The organism is Limimaricola sp. G21655-S1 (assembly GCF_027213785.1).
In the GTDB taxonomy this organism is placed as follows: Bacteria; Pseudomonadota; Alphaproteobacteria; order Rhodobacterales; family Rhodobacteraceae; genus Limimaricola.
This window is the reverse complement of record NZ_JAPWGO010000007.1, coordinates 88,004-110,068: the sequence shown is the minus strand read 5'-3', so window position 1 is coordinate 110,068 and position 22,065 is coordinate 88,004. Positions and strand designations below refer to the sequence as shown.

The following is a 22,065-nucleotide window of genomic DNA, read 5'->3' as shown; positions in this document are numbered from 1 at the left end:
TGATGCTGTTGAGACCCCTGATCGCGGCGCTGTTTCTGGCGCTGCCCGGTGCCGCGCGGGCCGACCTGCTGGTTTTCGCGGCGGCGAGCCTCGGAGGCCCGCTGGACCGGGTGGTCGCGGCTTGGGAAGAGCAGGGCGGTTCGGAGGTGACGGTCTCCTATGCAGGGAGTTCGGCCCTCGCACGGCAGATCGCGGCGGGCGCGCCGGCGGATATCTTCATCTCGGCCAGCGCGGAGTGGATGGACGATCTCGAAGGCGCCGCCCTGATCGAGCCGGGCAGCCGCCGCGACCTTCTGGGCAACGACCTCGTCCTGATCGCTGCCGATCCGCAGGCTGTCCCGGTCGATATCGACCCCGATCTCGACCTCGTCACGATGCTGGGCTCTGGCCGCCTCGCCATGGCTCTGGTCGATGCCGTGCCCGCCGGCCAGTATGGCCGCGCCGCGCTGGAAAGCCTTGGTCTCTGGGCGGAGGTGGAGGCCCGGGTCGCGCAATCCGAGAACGTGCGCGCGGCGCTGGCTCTCGTTGCCAGCGGTGCCGCGCCGATCGGCATCGTCTATGGCACCGATGCCATCGAGGAGCCGCGCGTAACGGTCTTGGGCCGGTTTCCCGCGGATAGCCATCCGCCGATCCGTTACCCCGCGGCGCTCGTCGCGGATGCCGATCCCGCTGCGGCGGCATTTCTCGATTTCCTCTCCGGCGCGGAGGCGGCCGCGACCTTCGAGGCGGCGGGGTTCTCCATACCCCGGACGTCTCAACCTGACGAGAAGGTTTCTCAATGACCGACTGGCTCGGGCCAGAGGAATGGCAGGCGGTGCGCCTGTCGCTCAAGGTTTCGGCCAGCGCCGTCGCCGCGAGCCTGCCGCTGGGGTTGATCTGCGCGCTGGCGCTGGCCAAGGGTCGATTTCCGGGGCGGCAATTGCTCAACGGGCTGGTGCACCTGCCGCTGATCCTGCCGCCTGTGGTGACGGGCTACCTGCTGCTGATCGCCTTCTCGCGGCAGGGCCCGCTGGGGTCGCTGCTCGAACCGTTTGGAATATCCTTCGCCTTCAGCTGGACCGGCGCGGCGCTGGCCGCCGCGATCATGGCGTTCCCCCTCATGGTGCGGCCGATGCGGCTTGCCTTCGAGGCGGTCGATCCGGGGCTCGAAGCGGCGGCGGCGACGCTCGGAGCCTCGCGGCTCAGGGTCTTTGCCACGGTGACGCTGCCGCTAGCGCTGCCGGGCGTGGTGGCGGGCGCGATCCTCGCCTTTGCCAAGGCGATGGGCGAATTCGGCGCGACGATCACCTTCGTCTCAAACATTCCCGGCGAGACCCGGACCATCCCGACCGCGATCTATGCCTTCCTGCAGATGCCGGGCGGCGAGGGCGCGGCGCTGCGGCTGGTCGCGGTGTCGGTGGCGCTGGCCATGGGCGCGCTGCTGGCATCCGAATGGTTGTCGCGGCGGATCGCGCGGCGGGTCGCGGCATGATCGCGATTCACGTGAAAAAGCGCCTCGGTGCCTTCGATCTCGACGCAGGCTTCGAGGCACCGCCCGGCGTCATCGCGCTGTTCGGAAAATCGGGCTCGGGCAAGACCAGCCTGATCAACGCCGTGGCGGGGCTTCTGCGTCCCGAGGCGGGGCGGATCGAGGTGGACGGGGCGGTACTCTTTGACGGGGCCGCGCGCATCGACATCCCCGTGCACCGTCGGCGCGTCGGTTATGTCTTTCAGGATGCGCGGCTGTTTCCGCATATGAGCGTGGCGAAGAACCTCGCCTATGGCGGCCGCCACGACCGCGACAGGGTGATCGACCTGCTGGGGCTGGATACGCTGCTCGATCGCCGCCCCGCCGCGCTGTCGGGAGGCGAGCGGCAGCGCGTGGCGATCGGACGGGCGCTGATGTCGGATCCGCGCCTGTTGCTGATGGACGAGCCGCTTTCGGCGCTCGATGCCGAGCGCAAGGCGGAGATCCTGCCGTGGCTGGAGCGGCTGCGCGACGAGGCCGGGCTGCCGATCCTCTATGTCAGCCACGCCGCCTCCGAGGTCGCGCGGCTCGCCACCACGGTGGTGGTGATGGAGGCGGGTGGCGTGCGCCGGGTCGGCGCGGTGGGCGAGGTACTTTCCGATCCGGCCGCCGTGGGCATGATCGGTGCGCAGGAGGCGGGTGCGGTGGTGCGCGCGCGCATCGCGGGGCTGGACCGGATCGACGGCCTGACCGAACTGGCGCTGTCGGGCGGGCGGATCGTGCTGCCGGGGCGGCTGGGGCGGCTCGGCACGCATCTTCGTCTCAGGATCTCGGCACAGGACGTGATCCTCGCGCGCGAAAAGCCGCAGGGGCTGAGCGCGTTGAATATCCTGCCCGCCGAGGTGACGGCCGTCGACGAGGGGCCGGAGGGCGCGGCGGTGGGGCTGCTATGCGGTGCGGACAGGCTGCTTGCCCGGGTCACCCGCCGCTCGGCTCGCGCACTTAGGCTGGAGCCTGGCCAACGGGTCTGGGCCATCGTCAAGGCCAGCGCGGTGGCGCCGGACGATGTGGGCGGCGCGGTCTGAGAGACACGCCGGCGCGTTGCTCGATCCTCATTCGAATTCGCAGACCCGGCACCGGAAATCAGCGCAGCTGGCTGTCCTTGGAGCCGCGCCGGTTGATGCCGCCCCGCGCCTCCGGGCGGCTGTCGCGCCCCTGCTGGCAATCGACGCAAAGCTTGACCCCCGGGATCGCCGCGCGCCGCCTTTCGGGGATCTCCTCCTCGCATTCGGCGCAATGGGTGCGGCTTTCGCCTGAGGGGCCACGCCGCGCCTGCATGCGCTTCAGCTCGTCATTGATCGAGGCTTCGATCTGCTCTTCCACCGCACCGTCGCGGGCCCAGCCTCCGGCCATGTGATGTCCTTTCGCATGAGGTCTGTTTCCGACATAGGCAGAACCCATCGCGATCCAACCCGTGAGACGCGAAACGCCCCGCCGGTGAGGGCGGGGCGTTCCGTCGCATGACTTGCGGCTCGGAGCCTTGGATCAGACCGGCATGGCCTCCTTGGCCGGGCCGGGATCGCCGAGGTGGTCATGCTCCGACAGGTCCATGATGTCCTCGTTGTCGCGTGCCCAGTTGGCGCGGTCCTTCTCCGACGCCTTCGGCGAGAAGAACCCGGTGACGGCGTAGAAGATACCGATCACCGGCGCGGTCCAGCAGGCGAAGGCCAGCGGGATGTAGAGCAGGTTCTCCATGTTGCCGTCCATGATGCCGAGGCCCAGCGCGGTGATCACGAAGGCACCGCCGGCGTTCCACGGAATCAGCGGGCTCATCAGCGTGCCGCCTTCCTCGGTGGCGCGGCTCAGGTTGAGCGTGGAGTAGCCCATGCCGCGATAAAGCGGGGCATACATCCGGCCCGGCAGGGCGATCGAGATATAGGGGTCGCCCGCGACGACGTTGGTGGCGAAGGAGGTGACGATGGCCGAGGACTGCACCGCGGCGAAGCTCTTCACCCGGTTGACGATGGCGAGGATGATCGCTTCGAGGCAGCCGGTACGCTCCAGCGCGCCGCCGAAGCCCAGAGCGATCAGCATCAGCGAGATGGTCCACATCATTGACTGGATGCCGCCCTTGTTCAGCAGCGCGTCGATGTCGGCGATGCCGGTCTCGATCGAGTAGCCCGATTGCGCGTAGGTGAACACGTCATGCAGGCCGACGCCCTGCTGGAACATGGCGATGATACCGCCCAGCAGCACGCCCGCGAAGAGCGAGGGCAACGGCGGCTGGCGGAACAGTGCGAGGCCGATGACCAGCAATGCCGGGGTCAGCGGGATCAGCCCGAGGGCGAAGTCCTGCTCCAGCCGCGCGGTGATCTGGGTGATCGCCTCGAGCGAGGTGTCGGCCGGTTCGATCAGGCCGTAACCCGCCACGATGTAGACGCCCAGCGCGATCAGCATCGCGGGTACGGTGGTCGGCAGCATGTTCTGGATGTGGTCGAAGATGTTCACGCCGGTGACGGCGGGAGCGAGGTTGGTGGTGTCCGACAGCGGCGAGATCTTGTCGCCGAAGAAGGCGCCCGAAACGATCGCGCCCGCGGTCCAGTACATCGGGATGCCGAAGCCCGCGCCGATGCCCATCAGCGCGACGCCGATGGTGCCGACGGTGCCCCAGGACGTGCCCAGCGACAGCGAGACGACCGCACAGAGGATCATCGCGGCGGCAAGGAAGATCGAGGGGTTCAGAAGGGTCAGGCCGTAATAGATCAGCGTCGGCACGGTGCCCGAGGCGATCCAGACGCCGATGATCATGCCGACCACGATCAGAACGGAAAGCGAGGGAAGGGAGACGTGGATGACGTGGAACACGCCTTCGCGGATATCGGTCCATTTCTGGCCGCGCATCACGCCCAGAAGGCCGGTGATGGCGAGGCCGATCACCAGCGGGATATGCGGCGTGAAGTCGCCGAAATAGAAGAGCTGCAGGGCCAACAGGCCCAGCGTCAGCACGACCGGCAGCAGCGCCAGTCCGAGGGAAGGCAGGTTTCTATCGGTCACGTGGGAGCGTTCTCCTAGCTGTTTCGAAAGGCGCCTTATGACGGAACTAGCGGAGAATTGCCACCGGGGTAGGGGAAATTCGGCTGGATTGTTCCGTTTTGGCGGGAAACCGGGGCAGTGAAATGCCATGATTGCAGGCTGATCGGCGTGTCGTGCGATAGGGCGCACCGACTTGTGCGCGGCACTCCCCTCGACAGATCCGGGCTGGGGCCGCATTTCAGTCATCAATCCGGACAAACCGACAGGACGCCCGATGAAGGATCTCAACGACTATACCCCGCCCAAGGTCTGGACCTGGGACGCGGAGAATGGCGGCCAGTTCGCCAAGACCAATCGCCCCGTCGCCGGGGCGACCCATGATGCCGAACTGCCGCGCGGCGAGCATCCGTTCCAGCTCTACTCCATGGCCACACCCAACGGGGTGAAGGTCACGGTGCTGTTCGAGGAACTGCTCGAGGCCGGCCATTCCGGCGCCGAATACGATGCCTGGCTAATCCGGATCGGTGACGGGGACCAGTTCGGCTCGGGATTCGTGGAGATCAACCCGAATTCCAAGATCCCGGCCCTGCTCGACCTGAGCGGCGACAAGCCGCAGCGGGTGTTCGAATCCGGGGCGATCCTGCTGCATCTGGCCGAGAAGTTCGGTGCCTTCCTGCCGAAAGATCCCGGTCAGCGCACCGAGGCGCTGAGCTGGCTTTTCTGGCAGATGGGCAGCGCGCCCTATCTGGGCGGCGGCTTCGGCCATTTCTATGCCTATGCGCCCGAGAAGTTCGAATACCCGATCAACCGCTTTGCCATGGAGACCAAGCGCCAGCTCGACGTGCTCGACCGGCACTTGGCCGAGGCCGAGTACATGGCTGGCGAATACTCGATCGCCGACATGGCGATCTGGTCGTGGTACGGGCAGCTGGTTCTGGGACGTCTCTATGACGCGGCCGAGTTCCTCGACGTGGAGAGCTACACGCATGTGATGCGCTGGGCCAAGGCGATCGACGCTCGCCCGGCGGTGCAACGGGGCCGCATGGTCAACCGTGCATTCGGCGATCCGGCGTTGCAGCTGCACGAGCGGCATTCGGCCGAGGATTTCGAGACCAGAACGCAGGACAAGATCGGCGGCTGAGCCGGTTCAGCCCGTAGATGCGAAGGCTGGCGCAACCGGGCGCCAGCCTTTTTTCATTGCCCGATCAGCGGCGGTCAGCCAGTCCAGGATCGTGCCGTGCTTTCGGGGTCGAGCAGATCGGTTTCGGCCAACTCTTCCTCCACGATCTCGGAGAAGTCCGGCGCCTCGAACGGTACGAGGCTGCGCCCGTCGCCGCGGAGCCGGTCGATGGTCCGCACCAGCGACCCTGTTTCTCGGAGTGTCGCCTCGATCTCCGAATTGGCGCGGTTCAGATGCTCGGCCACGAGGTCGTTGCGCAGGCCGACGATCCTTTCTCCCAGTTCCGGCGCGCTCTTGTCCTCGACCTCGATCGAGAGGTCGCACTCGGTGTCGAAGCCCATGGACCGGTTGTTCATGTTCGACGAGCCGACGCGCAGAAGCCGGTCGTCCATGATCACCACCTTGGCATGCACATAGATATGCGTGCCGGCTTCGGCCACCGGGGTGTAGAGGCGGAACCGATCGTGCAGGTCGGCATCGCGCACCAGTCGCAGCAGCCGCGCCCGTGCCGTGCCCATGGCTTTTTCCTCGAGCCAGCCCTGCGCCGTGTGCGGGTTCACCACGACGATCTCGGGACCGTCGGGCTCGCGCAGCCGCGCGGCCATGGCTTCCGCGATGCGGCGCGATGCGAAATACTGACTCTCGATGTAGAGCGTCTTTTCGGCGCGGCCGATCACCTCGAGATAGAGCGCCTCGATCTCGCGCACCTCCTCGCGATCCTTGTAGGCGGGCAGGGTACGCGAGATGGCGGCCGGCTGGCCGGAGGCCAAGGGGGCGAGGCCCGAAGGCCAGATCGGCGCCTGGGGGCCGGGCGGTTCCAACTGCTCACCCGTGGCGGCGTGCCAGCGTTCGCGTGCCAGATCGCCCAGCGCCGCCGCTGCGTCGCCCGAGACGGCGGTGGTGATATCGTGCCACGGCCCGTAATGACGCTTCGAGGTGGGTCGCCTGCGGCGCGGGTCCTCGTCGGGATGCGACCGGGTGTCCCAGCGCTTGGCGGTGATGTCGATGCCGCCGCAGAAGGCCAGCACGTCATCGATCACCACGATCTTCTGGTGATGCGCGGCCCCGGAAGGGTGGGCATGGTCGAGCTTCATGTGGATGCGTTCATTGGTCATCCAATCGGCCAGAACCAGCGGTGTCGAGCCGCGCGACAGCGTCTCGATGATGCCGAGATCCCACTTCAGCAGATGCACCTGCAGGTCGGGCGTCTTCTCCACCACCCATTCGAGATAGGCGCCCAGCGTGTTGGGCACACCATCCACCTCGGCATCGGGTTCGAGCTCGATCCGCGTGTCGAAATCCCAGCCGATGAACAGCACGCTGCGCTTGGCATGGCGCACCACCTCGCGGATCGTCGCGAAGTAATCGGCGGCATCGACGATCACGGCCAGCCGGTCTGCCCGCGCGATGCGCCAGCAGGTCTCGCCCTCGCGCAGGAAGGGTCGCGTCGGATCGGGGGAACTCATTGCCGGTCTCCTGCTCTTGCCGTCACGAGACAAACGGATGCTGCCCGCCCGCGTTCCGCCATTTGACCGATCCGAAGCGTTCAGCCGTTCAGCGCGCCGCGCATTCCGGCATCGGGAAAGCAGGTCGCGGCGCGGCCCTGCGCTTCCTGCCAGCGACCGATCGAGCGCCGGGTCTTGAAGCCTGCCAGCCCGTCGGCGCCGCCCACGTCGTGCCCTTTCGCCTCGAGCGCGCGCTGCATTGCGGCGACGTCCGAGCGCATCAGCCCGCCCACGCGGCCCCAGCCGCCCGCGAAATCACCCACCCCATAGGCGATGCGGTCTCCGACATGGCCCACGAAAAGCGCGTAGAGATCGCTCATGTTGTAGCTCTTGAGCACGTAGAAGTTGGGTGTCACCACGAAGGCGGGGCCATGCCGCCCGGCCGGCATCAGCAGGAAGCCATCGCGCGCGGCCTCGTGGTCTGGAAAGGGTTTGCCGGACACGCGGGTGATGCCCATGGCCGCCCAGTCTCGGATGAGCCGCCCCTGATCGGGCCCTTCCAGCGTGCAGGAGACCGCCTCCGGCACCCGGACCTCGAACCCCCAGTCGCGGCCGGCGACCCAGCCATGCCGGGCCAGATAGGTGGCGATCGAGGCAAGGGTATCGGCCTCCGAGCGCCAGATGTCGGCGCGCCCGTCGCCATCGCCATCGGCTGCGTATTTGAGGAAGCTCGTCGGCATGAATTGCGGCTGGCCGAGCGCGCCGGCCCAGCTCGATTTCATCGCGGCGCCCGGTGCGTGACCCGCCTGGGCGATGCGCAGCGCCGCGATCAGCTCCTCGGTGAAATACCCGGCGCGACGCCCGATGAAACCCTTGGTGCCCAGTACCCGAAAGACGTTGTGCGGGATCGCGGCGCGGCCATAGCCGCTTTCGCGGCCCCAGATGGCAAGAACGACGTGCCCGGGCACACCGGTCGCGCGCTCGATACGGGTCAGCGTGGCGGCATGGTGCGCCGCCATCTGCCGCCCCACCGAGGCCGCGCCCTGCACCGCGCCTGCGCTGAAATAGGCGCCGGGGCTGCCGAACTCGGCCTGTCGCTGTCGTTGCGGCTGCGCCGGTGCGCCAGGGGGGACGAGATCGGGCAGGTCCCAATCGAGCGTGACCCCCGAAAAGGCCGCTTCGAATGTGGAGCGGGACACGCCCGCGCCTTGCGCGCGCGGCCAGACGGTCTGCTCCAGCCAGCCCCGAAACTGCCGTTCGAGCGCGGCGCGGTCCTGCGCGGCAAGGGAGGCGGGGAGAAGGGCGAGAAGCAAGGCGAGAATGCGCAGCATGGGGGCGTTCGTTCCGGTCGGTTCGGGAATACGCCACCAGCCTAGGCGGCGCCGGCGGCGCTGTCACGGCGGGGTGGGGCTGCCTTACCGCCTGCGGGCGCGATCCCGCCTGCCGCTGCGCGACCTCCCCTTGCCTCGGGGCGCGGGCGGCGCAGTTTGTCGCACTCGAAAGGGTGATCGAGGAGGGGCCAGTGGAGGGCGAGCCGTTTTTCGGGCTGAATCGGTATCACATCGCATTGGCAGTGCTGGGCCTCGTGATCATCCTCGCGCGCTGGCTGCCGCGGCTGATCTCGCGCCGCGAACCGGCGGCGGCGCCGTTGATGATCCTGTTCGGCGCGGGAATCGCGGTCTGGCTGCCGGATCTCGCGACGTTGCCCGACCCCCGCGAGACGCCGCTGCCATGGGAGTTGGCGAGCGAACTCACGGTGATCGTCGCGCTGTTCGGCTCGGGAATGCGGCTCGACGAGCTTCGGCCCTGGTCGCGTTGGAGGCCGACCTTCCAAATGCTCGGCATCGCGATGCCGCTGACCATCTTCGCGGTGGCCTTCCTGGGGGTCGGCCTCACCGGCATGACCGTGGCCGGGGCGGTGCTGCTGGGCGCGGTTCTCGCCCCGACCGACCCGGTGCTGGCGGCCGATGTGCAGGTCGGACCGCCACAGGAGGGGGCCGAGCATCCCGTCCGTTTCACCCTGACCACCGAGGCGGCGTTGAACGACGGCCTCGCCTTTCCCTTCGTCTATCTCGGGCTGATCCTCGCGGCCGAGGGGCTCAACCCCGGTGCCTGGGCGCTCGACTGGCTGTTGCGCGATGTGATCTACCGGATCGCACTGGGCACCGCGATGGGCTGGCTCGGCGGCAAGGCGCTGGGCTACGTGCTGTTCCGCTTCCCTGCCGATGCAGCCTTGGCCCAGACCGGCTCGGGGGTGGTCGCGCTGGCGGGAATCCTGCTGTGCTACGGCTCGACGGAGCTGATCGAAGGCTACGGCTTCATCTCGGTGGCCGTTCTCGGCCTGACCTTGCGGCGGATCGAGAAGGACCACCATTTCCACAAGCGACTGCACGATTTCTCCGAATCGATCGAGCATGCCCTCACGGCGGCATTGCTGGTGGCGCTCGGAACGGTGCTGCCGTTGCTGTTTCGCGACCTCACCTGGTCCCAGATCGCCGTCGCGGCGGTGCTTCTCCTAGTGATCCGCCCGGCTGCCGGCTGGTTGTCGCTGGGGCGAAGCGGGCTCGGATGGCGCGACCGCAGCATCGTCGCGGTCTACGGCGTGCGCGGGATCGGGTCGATCTACTACCTGTGCTATGCGGGGAGCCACATGGAGTTCGTCGACGAAGATTCATTGTGGTCCCTCGTGGCGCTGGTCATCCTCGCCTCGACCTTCCTGCACGGCTTCAGCGTCGGCTGGGCCATGGATCAATCATCCGAAAAGCAAGGGACCCGGGCCCTCGGTTCCGCGGAGCCTTAAAAGGAAGGAGTTGGCGCTTCGTCTTTCGAGCGGGCTCGCTGCGCGCGGAGGCTGGGCCGGATGCAAGATCGGTTGGCTGCCAGGAATGTCCCTTCACCATGGCAGCGAGGTCCGGCGGCGCGGTTCAAAGCCCGTCAGCCTGGGTCGTGAATGGATGTGTAGGGATATGGAGGCGGGTACCGGAATCGAACCGGTCTACACGGATTTGCAATCCGCCTCAAGCCACTGACAGGAAAGGCGTTTCCGGTAAACGTTCTCGGTCAGTTCACGACGAACATTCAAGGGGTTACCGGGCAGGAGTAAACAGATCAAGCGGGGTCTGCGCAAAGAGAAACGCCGCAGCCCGGGCAGGGGCATGCGGCGTCGAAACTGTCGAGCCTCGGGAAATAGCTCGCGCTGAACATAGCGCGCGCTGGGCCATTCGTCATCCCATAATCGCTATGCACTGGGGGATGGCCGTATGAGCGTAGTCCTGTTTCCTACCATGCTTCGCCTGCCTCTGCCGAACCCGGATGAGGCGCTGAGCATCTACCCGGATGGTGATGCGGTCGAGGTGAATGGCTTCAACTTCCAACGAGGTTTCGGATGGCATGTGGGTCGCTTCCCCGACTGGGGGAGCGCCATGGGGGGCGCCCGCGCCCACTGGCTGGAAGAGGCCGAGATGCTCGGAGGTGCAGCATGAACCTCCCCTTTGCGATATTCCCGGCCGGCCCCGACAAGGCCCCGCTCATCTCGGGCTGGCAGGCCAAGGCGACCCGCGATCCGCACACGATTACGCAGTGGCACGCGAACGGCGCGCGCGCATGGGGCATCCCGTGCGGCGCGGCCAATGGGCTGTTCGTGATCGACCTGGACGTGGACAAGGAGACCGGCGCACGGATCGGGCGTGACAGCCTGCTGGCGATGCCGCGCTACGCAAGCCTCTACGACCACGCCTATGTCATGACGCCCTCGGGCGGCCGGCACATCTACTGCCAGCACTTCGAGGGAGCCCGGAACAGCACGTCCAAGATCGGGCCGAAGATCGATACACGCGGCGAAGGCGGCTACGTCATCGCGCCCGGCTCGCAAGTCGCGGGTGGCTTCTACGCGGGCAGCGTCCCGCTCCAGCTGCCGCCGGTCCCGTTCGGCCTCCGGGCCATGCTGCTGCAAGCGCCTCCCCCTCCGCCGCGCAACCTCGATCGCTTGACGCCCACGGGCGAGGTGCAGGAGCTGCTGTCGCACATCCCGCCCGATCTTCCCTATGGCGACTGGGTGTCGGTGCTGATGGCGCTGCATGACCGCTTCCGGGGCTCCGACGAGGGGCTGGCGCTGGCCGATGCCTGGAGCGCCAACGGCAGCAAGTATCGCCCCGGCGAGGTTCTGATGAAGTGGCGCAGCTTCAAGCGCACCGGCGTGAGCTGGGCGACCATCCCCGCCCTGGCGCGCCAGCACGGCGCCGACCTCTCGGAGATCGCGCGGAGGCACCTGCAGTGAACGTCATCAACCTGAACCGCAATGCGAACCGGGCCTCCGAGATCGAGGGGCGGATGCTGAAGCTCGCCGACATCGGGCCGGTGCTCAACCTCAATTACCTGGTCAAAGGCTGGCTGTCCCGGCGCGGACTCTCAATGCTCTACGGGCCGTCGAACGCCGGCAAGACCTTCGTGGCCCTCGATCTGGCGATGCATGTCGCGGCGAACAAGCCGTGGCGCGGGTGCAAGGTGAACGGCGGGCCGGTGCTCTACATCGCGGCCGAGGGCGGGGCGGGTGTTCGCAACCGCCTCGCCGCGTTCAAGCGCGAGCACCCCGAAATGGCCTCGGCGGACTTCGTACTGCTGCCGATAGGACTGGACCTGCACGGCCAGCTAGATGCGCTCGCGGTATGTGAAGCTCTGCCTGGCGACGCCTTCGCCCTGACGGTGATCGATACTCTGGCGCGCAGCATGGGCGCGGGCGACGAGAACACGGCCAAGGACGCGGCGATGTTCGTTCGCAACTGCGACCTGATCCGCGAAGTGACTGGCGCGCATGTCATGGTGGTGCACCACACGGGCAAGGACGAGGACCGGGGCGCTCGAGGTTCCTCCGCCCTCCGTGCCGCTGTCGATACCGAGATCAACGTGACCTCCGAGGGCGAGATCGTGTGCAAGAAGCAGCGCGACATGGCCTATGCCGACACGCTGCACTTCACCCTCCGATCGGTCACGCTCGGGGTGGACGAGGACGGCGACCCGGTGACGAGTGCGGTGGTCGAGACAGCCGAACCGCCCAAGCCCAAGCGCAAGCCGCTGTCGGGCAAGAACGAGGTGGCGATGCAGGCGCTCTATGACGCCCTGCGCGACCATGGGGAGGTCAAGTCCGGCGATCTCTACCCGCACAACAGGAAGGTGGTTCATATCGACCACTGGCGCGAGGCCTGCGGCGTCCACGGGCTGACCTCAGGCGTCGCCGACAGTTCGGCACGCATGGCGTTCAAGCGCGCCAAAGACAAGCTGATGGACCTGAACGAGGTGCGAGAGTTCGGTGAGTATGTCTGGCGGGTGCAGGATGAAGACTGAGCACCGCCGTCACGAACGTCACACCCCGTCACTGTGCGTCACAAGTGCGGGCCAGTCTGACCGTCACGAACGTCACACACCTCTAGGAGGTGTGACGGTTGTGACGCTGGCTCTGGCCGCTCCCCACGGCAGGACCCGAGGCGCTCTGGGGCCTGAACAGCATTGCCTCCGCGCTGGGCGTACCCACCGACAAGGTGCGCGGCCCGGGCGGGAGCTGCTCCGCGCTGCGAGTTGCGCCCAGCGCAGGAGTGGGTGCGAAGTGATGGCGGACGGCAAAGCCCGCGTGGTGGTGCAGCCGGCGCAGCAGCCCGAGGCGAAGGGCTGGCTCTTCCTTGCTTGGCGGCTGGGTGCGCGCGCTGGAATGGAGGACCGCTCATGACCGAACGACAGATGATCGTGAAAGAGAGGGACCGCGTTTCCGGCCTTCTCAGTGAGGCGGTATCAGGCCTGGAAGCTGAGGGCGGCGACCTGCGACTGTTCGCTGCGGCGCTTCTCATGGCTGCGGTGCAGCTGCACATCGAGGTGGAAGGCGTGGACGGGCTCAAGCGGGCGCTGTCCCGACTGGCGGCTCACGAGATGACCCGCTGCGGCGTGGCAGGGCGAGCATGATGGGAGGTGGTGTGCCGACTTCTCAGCGGGGCCGATCCAGAACCGACCTGAGCCCTGAAATTTCTGTGCGGGCAAAACTGAGGCAAAAAGTTGAGGGCTTGAGGCATGGGCGGTAGTGGGGTATACTATTACCGCTTACGCATGCTCCGAAATAGACGAGCACGCGCCCGGCGGGAAACATCGTCGGGACCCTTCGCAGCGACGGAGGAGGCGCAACCCGAAATGTCGGGCGCGTCTCCATGTGCGTCCGACGCAGGCGAAGAGCACGAGCATGACCAAACACGACATGAAGACCCTTCGGGCGAAGCAGCGCGAGATCGCAGCGGAAGCCCGCGCGAAATACCGCAGCATCAAGGACGACACGCCGGAAAGCGAAGCCCGGAAGATCGAGCGCGACTTCGAGGCGCTGATGCTGGAGCATGATGAACTCACGGCGCAAATCGAGGAATTGCGGGACGCTGCGGACGACCAGGGCGACCCGCGCCGACCCCTCGGTCAGGACACGGTGGCGGCTGGCGACGGCGGCGACGTGGCGGCCGAAGAAGTTCGGCATGCGCTCCGGCCCGAGCAGCGTATGACCGCATGGGCCGAGGCGAAGAAGCCGGACGAGTACCGTGGCCTCTCGCTGGGCGGCTATCTTCGCTCCATGGTCATCGGCGCCAAGACCGACACCGAAAAGCGGGCACTCGCTGAAGGCTCGGACAGCGCGGGCGGCTACACCGTGCCGACCGTCCTCTCGGCGCGACTGATCGACCTCCTGCGGGCCAATTCCGTCGTGAACCAGGCGGGCGCTCAGACGGTCCCGCTGACCTCTGACGATCACTCCATCGCCAAGCTGGCTTCCGACCCGACGCCCGCGTGGCGTGCTGAGGCCGGGGCAGTGGCTGAGAGCGATCCGACGTTTGCCCGTGTGCCGCTTCGGCCGAAGTCCCTCGCCGTCATGACGAAGGTCAGCTTCGAGCTCATGGAGGACAGCCTGAACCTCGCCACCGAGCTTCCCCGCATCCTGTCCGTCGCCCTGGCGAAGGAGCTCGACCGGGTGGCTCTGCTGGGCACTGGCACGGCCCCTGAGCCGCGCGGCATCGCCAACACCTCGGGCATCGGCACCACTGCCCTTGCAGGAGCTCTGACAGGCTACAGCCCCCTCGTGGCCGCGCGCACTGGCATCCTCTCCGCGAACGCCGGGCCCGTCTCTGCCATCATCATGCACCCGCGCGACGAGGGCACGCTGACCGGCCTGATGGATGCTAACGAGCAGCCGCGCATGGCGCCGCGTGCGGTTGAGCAGATCCCGATGCTGACCACCACGGCCATCCCGACCGATGGCGGTGCAGGTAGCAACGAGAGCACGATCTTCGCAGGCAACTTCTCGCACCTTCTGATCGGCATGCGTTCGCAGATCACGGTGACGGTCCTGAAAGAGCGGTACGCTGAGAACATGCAGTACGGCCTCCTCGCCCACATGCGGACCGACATCGCCGTTCAGCATGCTGGGGCCTTCTACACCGTCACGGGTGTGCAGGGCTGATGAGATATGCGGTGCCGCTCGAGTAGTGGCACCGCATCGGCAGGATGCGCCTGGGCTTTTGATTTCTTCGCCCGAAGCATCCCCGCAACTCGGCGAGTGCGGCAAAACCCCGAGAGGGCGCGGCGACCATCTATCGCGCGGCGTTGTCGGGGGAGGGGAGGGTCAATCTCCAGGCCGTCCCCTCTCCAACCGACTGCTCCCGTTAAGCTCGCGCATCTGCAATTCAGACATTTCGGGTCTGGCCCCGACTTAGCGCCGTTTTGAGGCCCTCGTGGCCATGGGCGCGATCTGGAAGGGGACGGCCCACGAGCGGCAGCGCTAGCCCGAGGGCGTGAAGGCGCTGCCGCAGAGATCGGGCGAGACTATGACGCCGGCGCTGTTCGATCTAGCGATGGCTAGGGGCAAGATGCCCCTACGGGCCAACATCCAGCGCCGTGAAGACGATCGCGAGTACCACCAGGCCGATGATCGATATCACGGCAAAGGTGGTGTAGGCTTCTTTGTCCTGTTCGTGGACTCCAACCGCCCCGCCGCACTTCGGGCACGGGCGGGTGATGTTCTTGGGAGCCCGCCTCGAGGTCCATCCGCATCTGGCGCATCGACACTTGAACCCGTGATTGGGTGCCATGTCTATCTCCTCCGGTCTTCAGGTGGCGGCCCTTAGAGGGCAGGCGGCGTCTCTGCATAGGAGATGCGCGGGCACCTCTGTCCACCCTTGGTCCAGTACTCCAGCCAGTTCATGCTGGACTGGGGGGTCTGCGTAAGGGACTTGAGGCTGACCGTGGCGCCGGTGCCGTTCTTATCGATCCGGATCTGATTGTATGGCTGATAACCGAACATGCCGTTCACGCCGAAGATGATCTCCCCGTACCCGAGCTCGGGATACAGCTGCCCATCCACGTTGAACTCAGCCATACCGACAGCGAAGCACTCACGCATCTGGCTGTTGGAGCGCGCATAGACGGCTTGGTAGTTCTCGGCGAGAGAGAATTGCCGCTGGAAGGCGGTGGTTTCGAGTTGAGTCTGGGAAGTACAGGCGGCAAGCGCCAGCGCCCCGGCCAAGGAAGCAAATCGTATCATGGGACCCCAATAGGTAGCAGAACGGTATCCGCCGTACCGTCGGGAGTGTCCCTTGATGAGTCAAGATACGGAGCTGTCGCGAGACAAGGTCATGGCTGCAAGGGCACGCTCTCCCCCCGTTACTCATGACTTAGGAAACAGATCTGCGGACCGGGTGGCGCTCTTCTGATTTGTTTCGGATCCGGGGAAGCGTGTTTCTTCCAGGGGCTATCTCATTTGTGGTGCTGGGCGCGGGTCCGGATCAGGCTCCGTTGTAGCATTCCTGAGAGATTTCACCTGCTCATTGAGTTCGAGTATCGTCCCCTGCAAGTGCCTCAGGTGCATATTGAGAACATCCAGTCTCTCCTCAATATCTGGACTTGGCTCTGCTCGGGGCGGTGTCCAGCCTTCATCGGCCATGCAGGCAAAGATGCCCTCCGCGACCCTCTGCACGATCTCTCCAGGGATCTCTTTCGAGCCTGCCGCCGCCGAAGCGGTGTCGAAGGAGGCTAAGAGCCTCGCGACGATCTCAGCGTTCATTGAACGGTTGCTCGCCTTGGCAGCCACTTGGATGCGCTCTTTGAGCTCCGGCGGCAGGCGGAGACCATAGGGCGGCGTACGAGGGGGGACTTCAGAATCACCAAGCATAGCATCACTTGGTAGCGATATTATCCTTGCGCTCAATGCCGACCATTGGTAGCTAGCAACCAATGGTAGCTATGGAGGCGAACAATGATCCCAAATCGAACGCCGTTCGGACTTCGGATGCCCGAGTCCTTGAAGAAGCAAGTGAAGGAATCGGCCGAGGAGAACGGGCGGAGCCAGAACAGTGAGATCTGTTTTCAGCTTCAGGCGGCTTACCGCGCCGAGGCTTCCGCGCAAAAGTAAAGACCGCCAGGGCGGCCACCCTGACGGTCTTCGATTGAAACCCACCTGAAGAGAAGGTCCAACATGACCCTACCAGATTCTATCCATCCGATCCAGCCTGTTACGCGTCGGGCTATCCTTGGCGCGCTGCCGGTTGCCGCGCTGGGCGCTACCTCGGCCGCCGCTCTGGGCGCTGACCCTGCCGCCATGGCGCCCCCGGAGGCGGATCCGATCATCACTCTCTACCAGGAATGGGCGGAGGCTCGTGCGCAGTGGGTGCATCTCGCTGAGACGAGCCCTTCGGGCGATGCCGATGAGCCCGACTGCGAAGCCGCTTGGGATCGCAAGGAAGCCGCACTGTTCGAGATGATGCGCAGCCGGGCGACTTCCGTCGAGGGCATCCGCCTGTTGGCTCATGTCATGTGGGAAGAAGAGGGCTGGACCGATGCGGCGGCGGGCGATCTCTATGACGACCCCAGCCAGTACGATGCCCTCCGGCTGCTAAGGGCCATCATCCGCTCGGCGGAGGGGATGGCAGCATGAGCGACACCCTTGATGCCCTCGACGCACTGAGCCGCGCGCGCAGCCTCTGCCACCTGTTCGGCATGACCGTCAGCCCCGACGATCTGCGCGACGGAGAGGCGATCTCCACCCTTGCCGACATCATCGACAAGGAGCTGGAGGAGGCCCAGCGGCTGCTGCGGAAGCAGACTGCGGTGCAGGGCGGAAACGCGGTCTGACAGGAGACGAGTCAACAAGTGGTAAGTAAAGAAGTCTCACGTAGGATTTCTCTTGCTGGCCACTTAGAAGCCTCGTATGAGTTTATGCATGGACATCATTCATCGCACCTATCTTGCCTCCGAGGTTGCAGCCGCGACTGGCGCCACCCCGAGGGATATTCAAAACTGGGCCCTGCGCGTCATGGTCGGCCATCGTGTCGGCGGCGGCGGCGGCAAAGGGAAACGTCGCCAGTTCTCCTTCAACAACCTGATGGAGGTCGCGATCGCGAAGGCCATTCTGGATGTGGGGAGCCGGAACGTAGAGGCAGCCTTCGGAGCGGCCGCAGGCTTCTCGCACTTTTCGGATGGCGGTTCCGGCTGGGGAGGCGAAAGCCCGAGCGCCATGCGGCTTCCTGCCCTTCCGTTCCATCACAACCTCGGCGAGACCCGTCTTCTGGTCAACGGCGACCAAGGCATGACCGTGCTCGAAGCGCCTCGCAATGCAGAGCTCAGCAAGGAGTTCGGCGAGCTGCGAGCCATGCGCTATCTCGGCAATCCGCCCGTCTACATCGTGGTCAACGCCTCGACTGTCTTCATGGAGGTCTGCCGCCGCCTCGGTGTCGACTTCCGCCACGTCCTCGATGCGGCATATCCGAACGAAGCCAGCTGATCATTCATGTGGGGCATCCCGGCGCCGGCACGGCCGCCGCACCCTCCAAGGTGAAACCCGGATGAAACCTTCCCGCATATCTCTCAGCCTGGCGGCCGCCAAACATGGCGCACAGGAGGAGGCCAAGCATGTCTAACCGCTCTACCATCCTCGCGCATACCTTCGCTGACATGATCGGCCTGATCCCCGGTGCCGATCTTGCCGAGGCTTGGGGGTACTCCGGGACGAACAATGCCTTCCGCGACTTCTGCGCGAAGCATCGCATCACGCCGGTGCCCGGCCGTCCCGGATGGTACGATCCGCACCTCGTCCGCCGCCGCCTGAACGAGGCGCAGGGCCTCAACGACACGGCAGCCGATACCGGCCGCCAGCTGAGCCTGACCGAACAGCGGAGGCAGCGCCGTGGCGCGGTATGACCTCCCAAAGGGGATCCATCGCGTCCGCCGAGCCGTGAAGGGCGGGAGCCGGTGGCACTTCTACGCATGGCGGGGCGGCCCGAAGTTCTGGACCGACACCAAGCGCCATCCCACTGACCCCGAGTTCTTCGTCGCGCTGGGCAAGGCCTGCGAAACCCCGAGGCCCGCCGCCTACATGACGCCCCAGATGGTGGACGACTTCCTCTCGAGCCCGCACATGCCGAAGGGAGAGCGCACCCGCCAAGACTACCGGAAATGGGCGCTGCGCTTCGCCGAGGCGTTCAAGGACGACCCGGCTGCCTTGTTCGAGGAGCCGGAGTCCCGTGCCGAGGTCAACGAGTGGCGGCAAGCCTGGGCGCACTCCCCCAAGCAGTTTGACTATGCCGGGACCGTGGTGACCCGCATCCTGAACTGGGCGTGGAAGGATGCCGGCAAGATCCGGCTTCACCACTGCGCCGGCTTCTCGAAGGTCTATGAGGTCGACCGCTCCGACATCGTCTGGTCGCCCATGCATCAGGATGCGGTCATGGCAGTGGCGCCCGAATGGGTGCGGCGCATCCTGGTTGCCGCCTGTGAAACCGGCCTGCGGCCCGGTGACCTGATCCGCCTTGGCTGGCAGCACATCGAGGAAACCCCGCGCGGCCGCCGTATCCAGGTGCGCACGAACAAGCGTGGCCGCCGGGCTACGATCCCCGTGACGCCGGCCATGGCCGAGGTCCTGGACGCTACGCCGCGAGATAGAATGCTGATCCTGCTGAGTGAGCGCGGTCGCCCACTGACCACCCACCGGGCCTCCGAAGGGCTCCGCCAGTGGCGCGACAAGGCAGGACTGACGCCTGCGGCGCTGGGCCTCGATCTGCGGCTACAGGACGCCCGGGGAACGGCAGCAACCCGACTGCTCAACGCGGGTCTGACCCTCGCAGAGATCGCCTCGCACATGGGCTGGAGCATCCGGCACGCGGCAGCGGTGATCGAGAGCTATGCCCGTGTCTCCCCCGACGAATCTGACGCCATCCTTGTGAAGCTGGCGCAGGCGAAGGGGAGGCTCGCATGACTGACACTGTAAACGCCGGTGTAAACGGCTCAACCTCGAAAGGAGGCGACGTGACGCAAGTCATTGAAAGAGAATGGAGGCGGGTACCGGAATCGAACCGGTCTACACGGATTTGCAATCCGCTGCGTAACCTCTCCGCCAACCCGCCTCGGTGTCGGCTTCACTATGGTTTGTCGTGGCAGGCGTCAAGCAATTATCGATGTCTTTCCGAGCAAGCTGGTGGGCTTGAATGCGCGACTCGTCGAAGGGTGGTTTCGAATGGCTCATGTCGTGAGACGTGCAGAAACATTATGGTATGGCTGCCCGCATCGCGACTCCATCAAGCGGTCAAAAGTCTGCATACAATCACTTTACCGCTCTTCGAACATCGTCTTGCAGGCTGCCTACCGCAGTTCGTGGCCAGCGGGGTACGGCGTCGCCGCCTCCGTGAACAATCTGCATGTGTGGCCGCAAGGCACGACCAAAGCGGTGCGGCGGCCTCGCAAAGGCGCTGAGCAGTTGCCGCTTGCCGGAGGTTGTGGCATCACGGCCATGGAGAAATTGAACGAAAGAGTCCGGTCCGTGGTTGATTATGCGACCCGCCGCGTCTTCATGGTCGATACGCAGGTACGGCCTTCTGACGTGACGAAATTTCCGATCATCGACGCGATGCTCGATGTGCCGCGTGAGGCCTACGTGCCCGCGGCGCTGCGCGAGGCGGCCTATGTGGGCGAAAACCTGTCGCTGGGCGGGGACCGCGTGGTGCTGGAGCCGCGGACGCTGGCCAAGATGCTCGACGGGCTCGAGATCGATCCGCAGGACGCGGTGCTCGATCTGGGTTGCGGACTGGGCTACTCAACCGCGCTCTTGGCGCGGCTCGCGGGCTTCGTCGCGGCGGTCGAGGATGACGAGGCGCGCGCCGCCGAGGCGCAGTCGATCCTTTCCGAGCATGGCGTCGACAACGCGGCGGTGATCTGCGCCCCGCTGGCCGAGGGTGCGCCCAAGAGCGGTCCCTATGACGTCATCATCATCGAGGGCGCGATCGAACGTTTTCCCGATGCGCTTGACGCGCAGCTGCGCGAAGGCGGCCGGGTCGCGGCGATCTTCGCCGAAGGCGCGCTGGGCGTGGTCCGGATCGGCTACAAGATCGACGGGCGGATCTCGTGGCGCTTCGCGTTCAACGCGGGAGCGCCGCTTCTGAAGGGTTTCGAGGCGGAACAGGACTTCGTGCTGTAAGGGCACGAGTGAAAAACAAGAGGGCAGGGTGGTATGCGGCGAATTGTAGGTAGCTTGATTTTGGGTGCCGGCCTTGCCGCCGCCGTCGTGGCGCCCGCGCGGGCTGACACGCTCGCGCAAGCCTTGGCCTATGGCTATGAGAACAGCGGGCTGCTCGATCAGAACCGGGCGCTGCTGCGCGCGGCCGACGAGGACGTGGCGCAGGCGATCGGTGCGCTGAGGCCGATCATCAGCTGGTCGGCTCAGACCGCTCTTTCCACCAGCAGCGCGCTGCGCGACGCCGCTCCCGGCACGGCCGGTGTCGACAGTTTCGACGTCTCCAGCTCTGCTACCCTTTCCGCGTCGCTGCTGCTCTATGATGGCGGTCAGAGCCGCTACGGCATCGACGCGCAAAAGGCGCTGGTGCTTTCCACGCGGGAAGGGCTCCGCGGCGTGGAGCAGCAGGTGTTGCAGCGGATCGTCCAAGCCTACATGGAAGTTCAGCGCGCCAGCGCCTTCGTCGAACTGCGCCGCAACAACTTGCGTCTGATCACTCAGGAACTGCGCGCCGCGCAGGACCGATTCGAGGTTGGTGAGGTCACGAGGACCGACGTGTCGCTGGCCGAGGCCGCCCTGGCGTCCGCGCGCAGCCTTCTTGCCTCCGAAGAGGGCGGATTGACCCAAGCCATCGCCGAATTCCGTGCGGCGGTCGGGCGCAATCCGGATGGCCTCGCCCAAGCGCCCGATGCGCGAATTCCGGGAAGCCTTGCCGAGGCGCAGGCCATCGCGCGGCGCGAGCATCCGTCGATCAAGGGCGCGCAGTATGCCGTCACTGTCGCCGAACTCAACATCGCCCGGGCCGAGGCGACGACTCGCCCGGAACTGTCGCTCACTGGCAGCATCTCGGTCGACGACAATTTCGACGACGAAGAGCAGATCGGCATCAGGATGCAGCAGTCGATCTATTCGGGCGGCCAGCTGGCCAGCCAGATTCGGCAAGCCAAGGCCAATCGCGACGCGGCGCGGGGCGATCTGCTCAACACCAGCCGCACGGTCGAGCAGACCGTGGCCAACGCCTATTCGCTGCTCTCCGTCGCGCGCGCCAGCATCGAGGCCTCGACCCGCGAAGTTAGGGCGGCGCAAGTGGCCTTCGACGGCCTGCGCGAGGAGGCCCGGCTCGGGGCGCGGACCACGCTCGACGTGCTCAATGCCGAGCAGGACCTGCTCGACGCGCGTGCCACGCTGGTTTCGGCGCAGATCGACGAGACGCTGGCGGGTTACGTCGTGCTGGCAGCGATCGGCCGGTTGACCGCCGAGCAGTTGGGGCTGCCGGTACAGGTCTATGACCCGGTGGCCTACTACAACCTCGTGCGCAATGCGCCCGCCGCCACATCGGCGCAGGGCAAGGCGCTGGACCGTGTGCTCGAGGCGATCGGCCGCTGAACCGCTGCTGGCGGGGTTGTTGCCGGGCGACCGGGGCTTCGCTAGACTTCTCTCGAGGCAA

At 66.1% G+C, this 22,065-nt stretch carries 24 protein-coding genes and 1 tRNA gene; 18 read left to right on the top strand and 7 right to left on the bottom strand.

Translation table 11 applies throughout. The features are described from left to right. Nucleotides 1-2: 2 nt before the first annotated feature. Genes modA through modC form a run of 3 tightly spaced genes read left to right on the top strand, consistent with a single transcriptional unit; the run spans nt 3 to nt 2,532 of the window. Complete coding sequence (modA, locus tag O4G76_RS09055) at nt 3-782, top strand: molybdate ABC transporter substrate-binding protein (protein ID WP_269397024.1); 780 nt, start codon at nt 3-5, stop codon at nt 780-782. Continuing rightward, the gene (gene modB / locus O4G76_RS09050) at nt 779-1,471 is read left to right on the top strand and encodes a molybdate ABC transporter permease subunit (RefSeq protein WP_085894681.1); all 693 of its coding nucleotides are present in this window, start codon (nt 779-781) and stop codon (nt 1,469-1,471) included. The genes modA and modB overlap by 4 nt, the downstream gene beginning before the upstream one ends. Beyond that, entirely contained in the window at nt 1,468-2,532 is a 1,065-nt protein-coding gene (gene modC, locus O4G76_RS09045) for a molybdenum ABC transporter ATP-binding protein (protein WP_269397023.1), read from the top strand. The genes modB and modC overlap by 4 nt, the downstream gene beginning before the upstream one ends. 58 nt (nt 2,533-2,590) lie before the next feature. Here modC and O4G76_RS09040 read toward each other — a convergent pair whose 3' ends face one another. Both O4G76_RS09040 and nhaC read right to left on the bottom strand, forming a co-directional pair. Next, on the bottom strand, nt 2,591-2,860 hold the full coding sequence (locus O4G76_RS09040) for a DksA/TraR family C4-type zinc finger protein (RefSeq protein WP_085894682.1): 270 nt from the start codon (nt 2,858-2,860) through the stop codon (nt 2,591-2,593). A gap of 132 nt (nt 2,861-2,992) precedes the next feature. Beyond that, nucleotides 2,993-4,501 (bottom strand): Na+/H+ antiporter NhaC, encoded by a 1,509-nt coding sequence (gene nhaC, locus O4G76_RS09035; RefSeq protein ID WP_269397022.1) that lies wholly within the window; start codon nt 4,499-4,501, stop codon nt 2,993-2,995. A 253-nt stretch (nt 4,502-4,754) separates the two neighbouring features. On the opposite strand from nhaC, the gene yghU reads away from it, so the two are divergent. Further along, nucleotides 4,755-5,621 (top strand): glutathione-dependent disulfide-bond oxidoreductase, encoded by an 867-nt coding sequence (gene yghU / locus O4G76_RS09030; RefSeq protein WP_269397021.1) that lies wholly within the window; start codon nt 4,755-4,757, stop codon nt 5,619-5,621. 74 nt (nt 5,622-5,695) lie between these two features. Here yghU and O4G76_RS09025 read toward each other — a convergent pair whose 3' ends face one another. After that, a complete protein-coding gene (locus tag O4G76_RS09025; RefSeq protein ID WP_269397020.1) occupies nt 5,696-7,126 on the bottom strand; it encodes a phospholipase D-like domain-containing protein in 1,431 nt (476 codons plus the stop codon). Between the two features lie 80 nt (nt 7,127-7,206). Beyond that, entirely contained in the window at nt 7,207-8,436 is a 1,230-nt protein-coding gene (locus tag O4G76_RS09020) for a lytic murein transglycosylase (RefSeq protein WP_269397019.1), read from the bottom strand. A 191-nt stretch (nt 8,437-8,627) separates the two neighbouring features. On the opposite strand from O4G76_RS09020, the gene O4G76_RS09015 reads away from it, so the two are divergent. From O4G76_RS09015 to O4G76_RS08990, 6 genes are all read left to right on the top strand, one after another. Further along, entirely contained in the window at nt 8,628-9,905 is a 1,278-nt protein-coding gene (locus O4G76_RS09015) for a cation:proton antiporter (RefSeq protein ID WP_269397018.1), read from the top strand. Nucleotides 9,906-10,365: 460 nt separating this feature from the next. Continuing rightward, the gene (locus O4G76_RS09010; protein WP_269397017.1) at nt 10,366-10,587 is read left to right on the top strand and encodes a hypothetical protein; all 222 of its coding nucleotides are present in this window, start codon (nt 10,366-10,368) and stop codon (nt 10,585-10,587) included. Beyond that, nucleotides 10,584-11,381, top strand: coding sequence for a bifunctional DNA primase/polymerase (locus O4G76_RS09005; protein WP_269397016.1), 798 nt, complete (start codon nt 10,584-10,586; stop codon nt 11,379-11,381). Before O4G76_RS09010 ends, O4G76_RS09005 begins: the two co-directional genes overlap by 4 nt. A gap of 53 nt (nt 11,382-11,434) precedes the next feature. Further along, on the top strand, nt 11,435-12,445 hold the full coding sequence (locus O4G76_RS09000; protein WP_269397015.1) for a helicase RepA family protein: 1,011 nt from the start codon (nt 11,435-11,437) through the stop codon (nt 12,443-12,445). A gap of 375 nt (nt 12,446-12,820) precedes the next feature. Further along, nucleotides 12,821-13,054 (top strand): hypothetical protein, encoded by a 234-nt coding sequence (locus tag O4G76_RS08995; RefSeq protein ID WP_269397014.1) that lies wholly within the window; start codon nt 12,821-12,823, stop codon nt 13,052-13,054. Nucleotides 13,055-13,325: 271 nt separating this feature from the next. Continuing rightward, nucleotides 13,326-14,582 (top strand): phage major capsid protein, encoded by a 1,257-nt coding sequence (locus O4G76_RS08990; RefSeq protein WP_269397013.1) that lies wholly within the window; start codon nt 13,326-13,328, stop codon nt 14,580-14,582. Between the two features lie 660 nt (nt 14,583-15,242). Here O4G76_RS08990 and O4G76_RS08985 read toward each other — a convergent pair. Then, nucleotides 15,243-15,644 (bottom strand): hypothetical protein, encoded by a 402-nt coding sequence (locus tag O4G76_RS08985; protein WP_269397012.1) that lies wholly within the window; start codon nt 15,642-15,644, stop codon nt 15,243-15,245. Between the two features lie 225 nt (nt 15,645-15,869). Further along, nucleotides 15,870-16,289, bottom strand: coding sequence for an Arc family DNA-binding protein (locus O4G76_RS08980; protein ID WP_269397011.1), 420 nt, complete (start codon nt 16,287-16,289; stop codon nt 15,870-15,872). An 84-nt stretch (nt 16,290-16,373) separates the two neighbouring features. Between O4G76_RS08980 and O4G76_RS22035 the strand changes: the two genes are divergently transcribed. The 6 genes from O4G76_RS22035 to O4G76_RS08955 all read left to right on the top strand — a co-directional run bounded on the left by O4G76_RS22035 (nt 16,374) and on the right by O4G76_RS08955 (nt 19,367). Further along, nucleotides 16,374-16,529, top strand: coding sequence for an Arc family DNA-binding protein (locus O4G76_RS22035; RefSeq protein WP_373568025.1), 156 nt, complete (start codon nt 16,374-16,376; stop codon nt 16,527-16,529). A 63-nt stretch (nt 16,530-16,592) separates the two neighbouring features. After that, nucleotides 16,593-17,051, top strand: a complete 459-nt coding sequence (locus O4G76_RS08975) for a hypothetical protein (protein ID WP_269397010.1) — start codon at nt 16,593-16,595, stop codon at nt 17,049-17,051. After that, a complete protein-coding gene (locus O4G76_RS08970) occupies nt 17,048-17,248 on the top strand; it encodes a hypothetical protein (protein WP_269397009.1) in 201 nt (66 codons plus the stop codon). The genes O4G76_RS08975 and O4G76_RS08970 overlap by 4 nt, the downstream gene beginning before the upstream one ends. 88 nt (nt 17,249-17,336) lie before the next feature. Further along, nucleotides 17,337-17,897, top strand: coding sequence for a hypothetical protein (locus tag O4G76_RS08965; protein ID WP_269397008.1), 561 nt, complete (start codon nt 17,337-17,339; stop codon nt 17,895-17,897). Between the two features lie 128 nt (nt 17,898-18,025). Beyond that, nucleotides 18,026-18,313 (top strand): hypothetical protein, encoded by a 288-nt coding sequence (locus O4G76_RS08960; protein WP_269397007.1) that lies wholly within the window; start codon nt 18,026-18,028, stop codon nt 18,311-18,313. Next, nucleotides 18,300-19,367 (top strand): tyrosine-type recombinase/integrase, encoded by a 1,068-nt coding sequence (locus tag O4G76_RS08955; protein ID WP_269397006.1) that lies wholly within the window; start codon nt 18,300-18,302, stop codon nt 19,365-19,367. The genes O4G76_RS08960 and O4G76_RS08955 overlap by 14 nt, the downstream gene beginning before the upstream one ends. Before the next feature lie 74 nt (nt 19,368-19,441). On the opposite strand, the gene O4G76_RS08950 is transcribed toward O4G76_RS08955, so the two are convergent. Further along, nucleotides 19,442-19,515 (bottom strand) — tRNA-Cys (locus tag O4G76_RS08950). Nucleotides 19,516-19,928: 413 nt separating this feature from the next. On the opposite strand from O4G76_RS08950, the gene O4G76_RS08945 reads away from it, so the two are divergent. Continuing rightward, nucleotides 19,929-20,582, top strand: a complete 654-nt coding sequence (locus tag O4G76_RS08945; protein ID WP_085894688.1) for a protein-L-isoaspartate O-methyltransferase — start codon at nt 19,929-19,931, stop codon at nt 20,580-20,582. Nucleotides 20,583-20,615: 33 nt separating this feature from the next. After that, nucleotides 20,616-22,004, top strand: a complete 1,389-nt coding sequence (locus tag O4G76_RS08940) for a TolC family outer membrane protein (protein ID WP_269397005.1) — start codon at nt 20,616-20,618, stop codon at nt 22,002-22,004. Nucleotides 22,005-22,065: the final 61 nt, after the last annotated feature.

Coding starts and splice junctions, on each gene's coding strand:
- O4G76_RS22035 (WP_373568025.1), top strand. CDS start 16,374: ATGATCCCAAATCGAACGCCGTTCGGACTTCGGATGCCCGAGTCCTTG.
- modC (WP_269397023.1), top strand. CDS start 1,468: ATGATCGCGATTCACGTGAAAAAGCGCCTCGGTGCCTTCGATCTCGAC.
- O4G76_RS09040 (WP_085894682.1), bottom strand. CDS start 2,860: ATGGCCGGAGGCTGGGCCCGCGACGGTGCGGTGGAAGAGCAGATCGAA.
- O4G76_RS08970 (WP_269397009.1), top strand. CDS start 17,048: ATGAGCGACACCCTTGATGCCCTCGACGCACTGAGCCGCGCGCGCAGC.
- O4G76_RS08990 (WP_269397013.1), top strand. CDS start 13,326: ATGACCAAACACGACATGAAGACCCTTCGGGCGAAGCAGCGCGAGATC.
- O4G76_RS09020 (WP_269397019.1), bottom strand. CDS start 8,436: ATGCTGCGCATTCTCGCCTTGCTTCTCGCCCTTCTCCCCGCCTCCCTT.
- O4G76_RS08980 (WP_269397011.1), bottom strand. CDS start 16,289: ATGCTTGGTGATTCTGAAGTCCCCCCTCGTACGCCGCCCTATGGTCTC.
- O4G76_RS09000 (WP_269397015.1), top strand. CDS start 11,435: ATGCTGAAGCTCGCCGACATCGGGCCGGTGCTCAACCTCAATTACCTG.
- O4G76_RS09025 (WP_269397020.1), bottom strand. CDS start 7,126: ATGAGTTCCCCCGATCCGACGCGACCCTTCCTGCGCGAGGGCGAGACC.
- O4G76_RS08995 (WP_269397014.1), top strand. CDS start 12,821: ATGACCGAACGACAGATGATCGTGAAAGAGAGGGACCGCGTTTCCGGC.
- O4G76_RS08960 (WP_269397007.1), top strand. CDS start 18,026: ATGTCTAACCGCTCTACCATCCTCGCGCATACCTTCGCTGACATGATC.
- modB (WP_085894681.1), top strand. CDS start 779: ATGACCGACTGGCTCGGGCCAGAGGAATGGCAGGCGGTGCGCCTGTCG.
- yghU (WP_269397021.1), top strand. CDS start 4,755: ATGAAGGATCTCAACGACTATACCCCGCCCAAGGTCTGGACCTGGGAC.
- O4G76_RS09010 (WP_269397017.1), top strand. CDS start 10,366: ATGAGCGTAGTCCTGTTTCCTACCATGCTTCGCCTGCCTCTGCCGAAC.
- modA (WP_269397024.1), top strand. CDS start 3: ATGCTGTTGAGACCCCTGATCGCGGCGCTGTTTCTGGCGCTGCCCGGT.
- O4G76_RS08940 (WP_269397005.1), top strand. CDS start 20,616: ATGCGGCGAATTGTAGGTAGCTTGATTTTGGGTGCCGGCCTTGCCGCC.
- O4G76_RS09005 (WP_269397016.1), top strand. CDS start 10,584: ATGAACCTCCCCTTTGCGATATTCCCGGCCGGCCCCGACAAGGCCCCG.
- O4G76_RS08965 (WP_269397008.1), top strand. CDS start 17,337: ATGGACATCATTCATCGCACCTATCTTGCCTCCGAGGTTGCAGCCGCG.
- O4G76_RS08975 (WP_269397010.1), top strand. CDS start 16,593: ATGACCCTACCAGATTCTATCCATCCGATCCAGCCTGTTACGCGTCGG.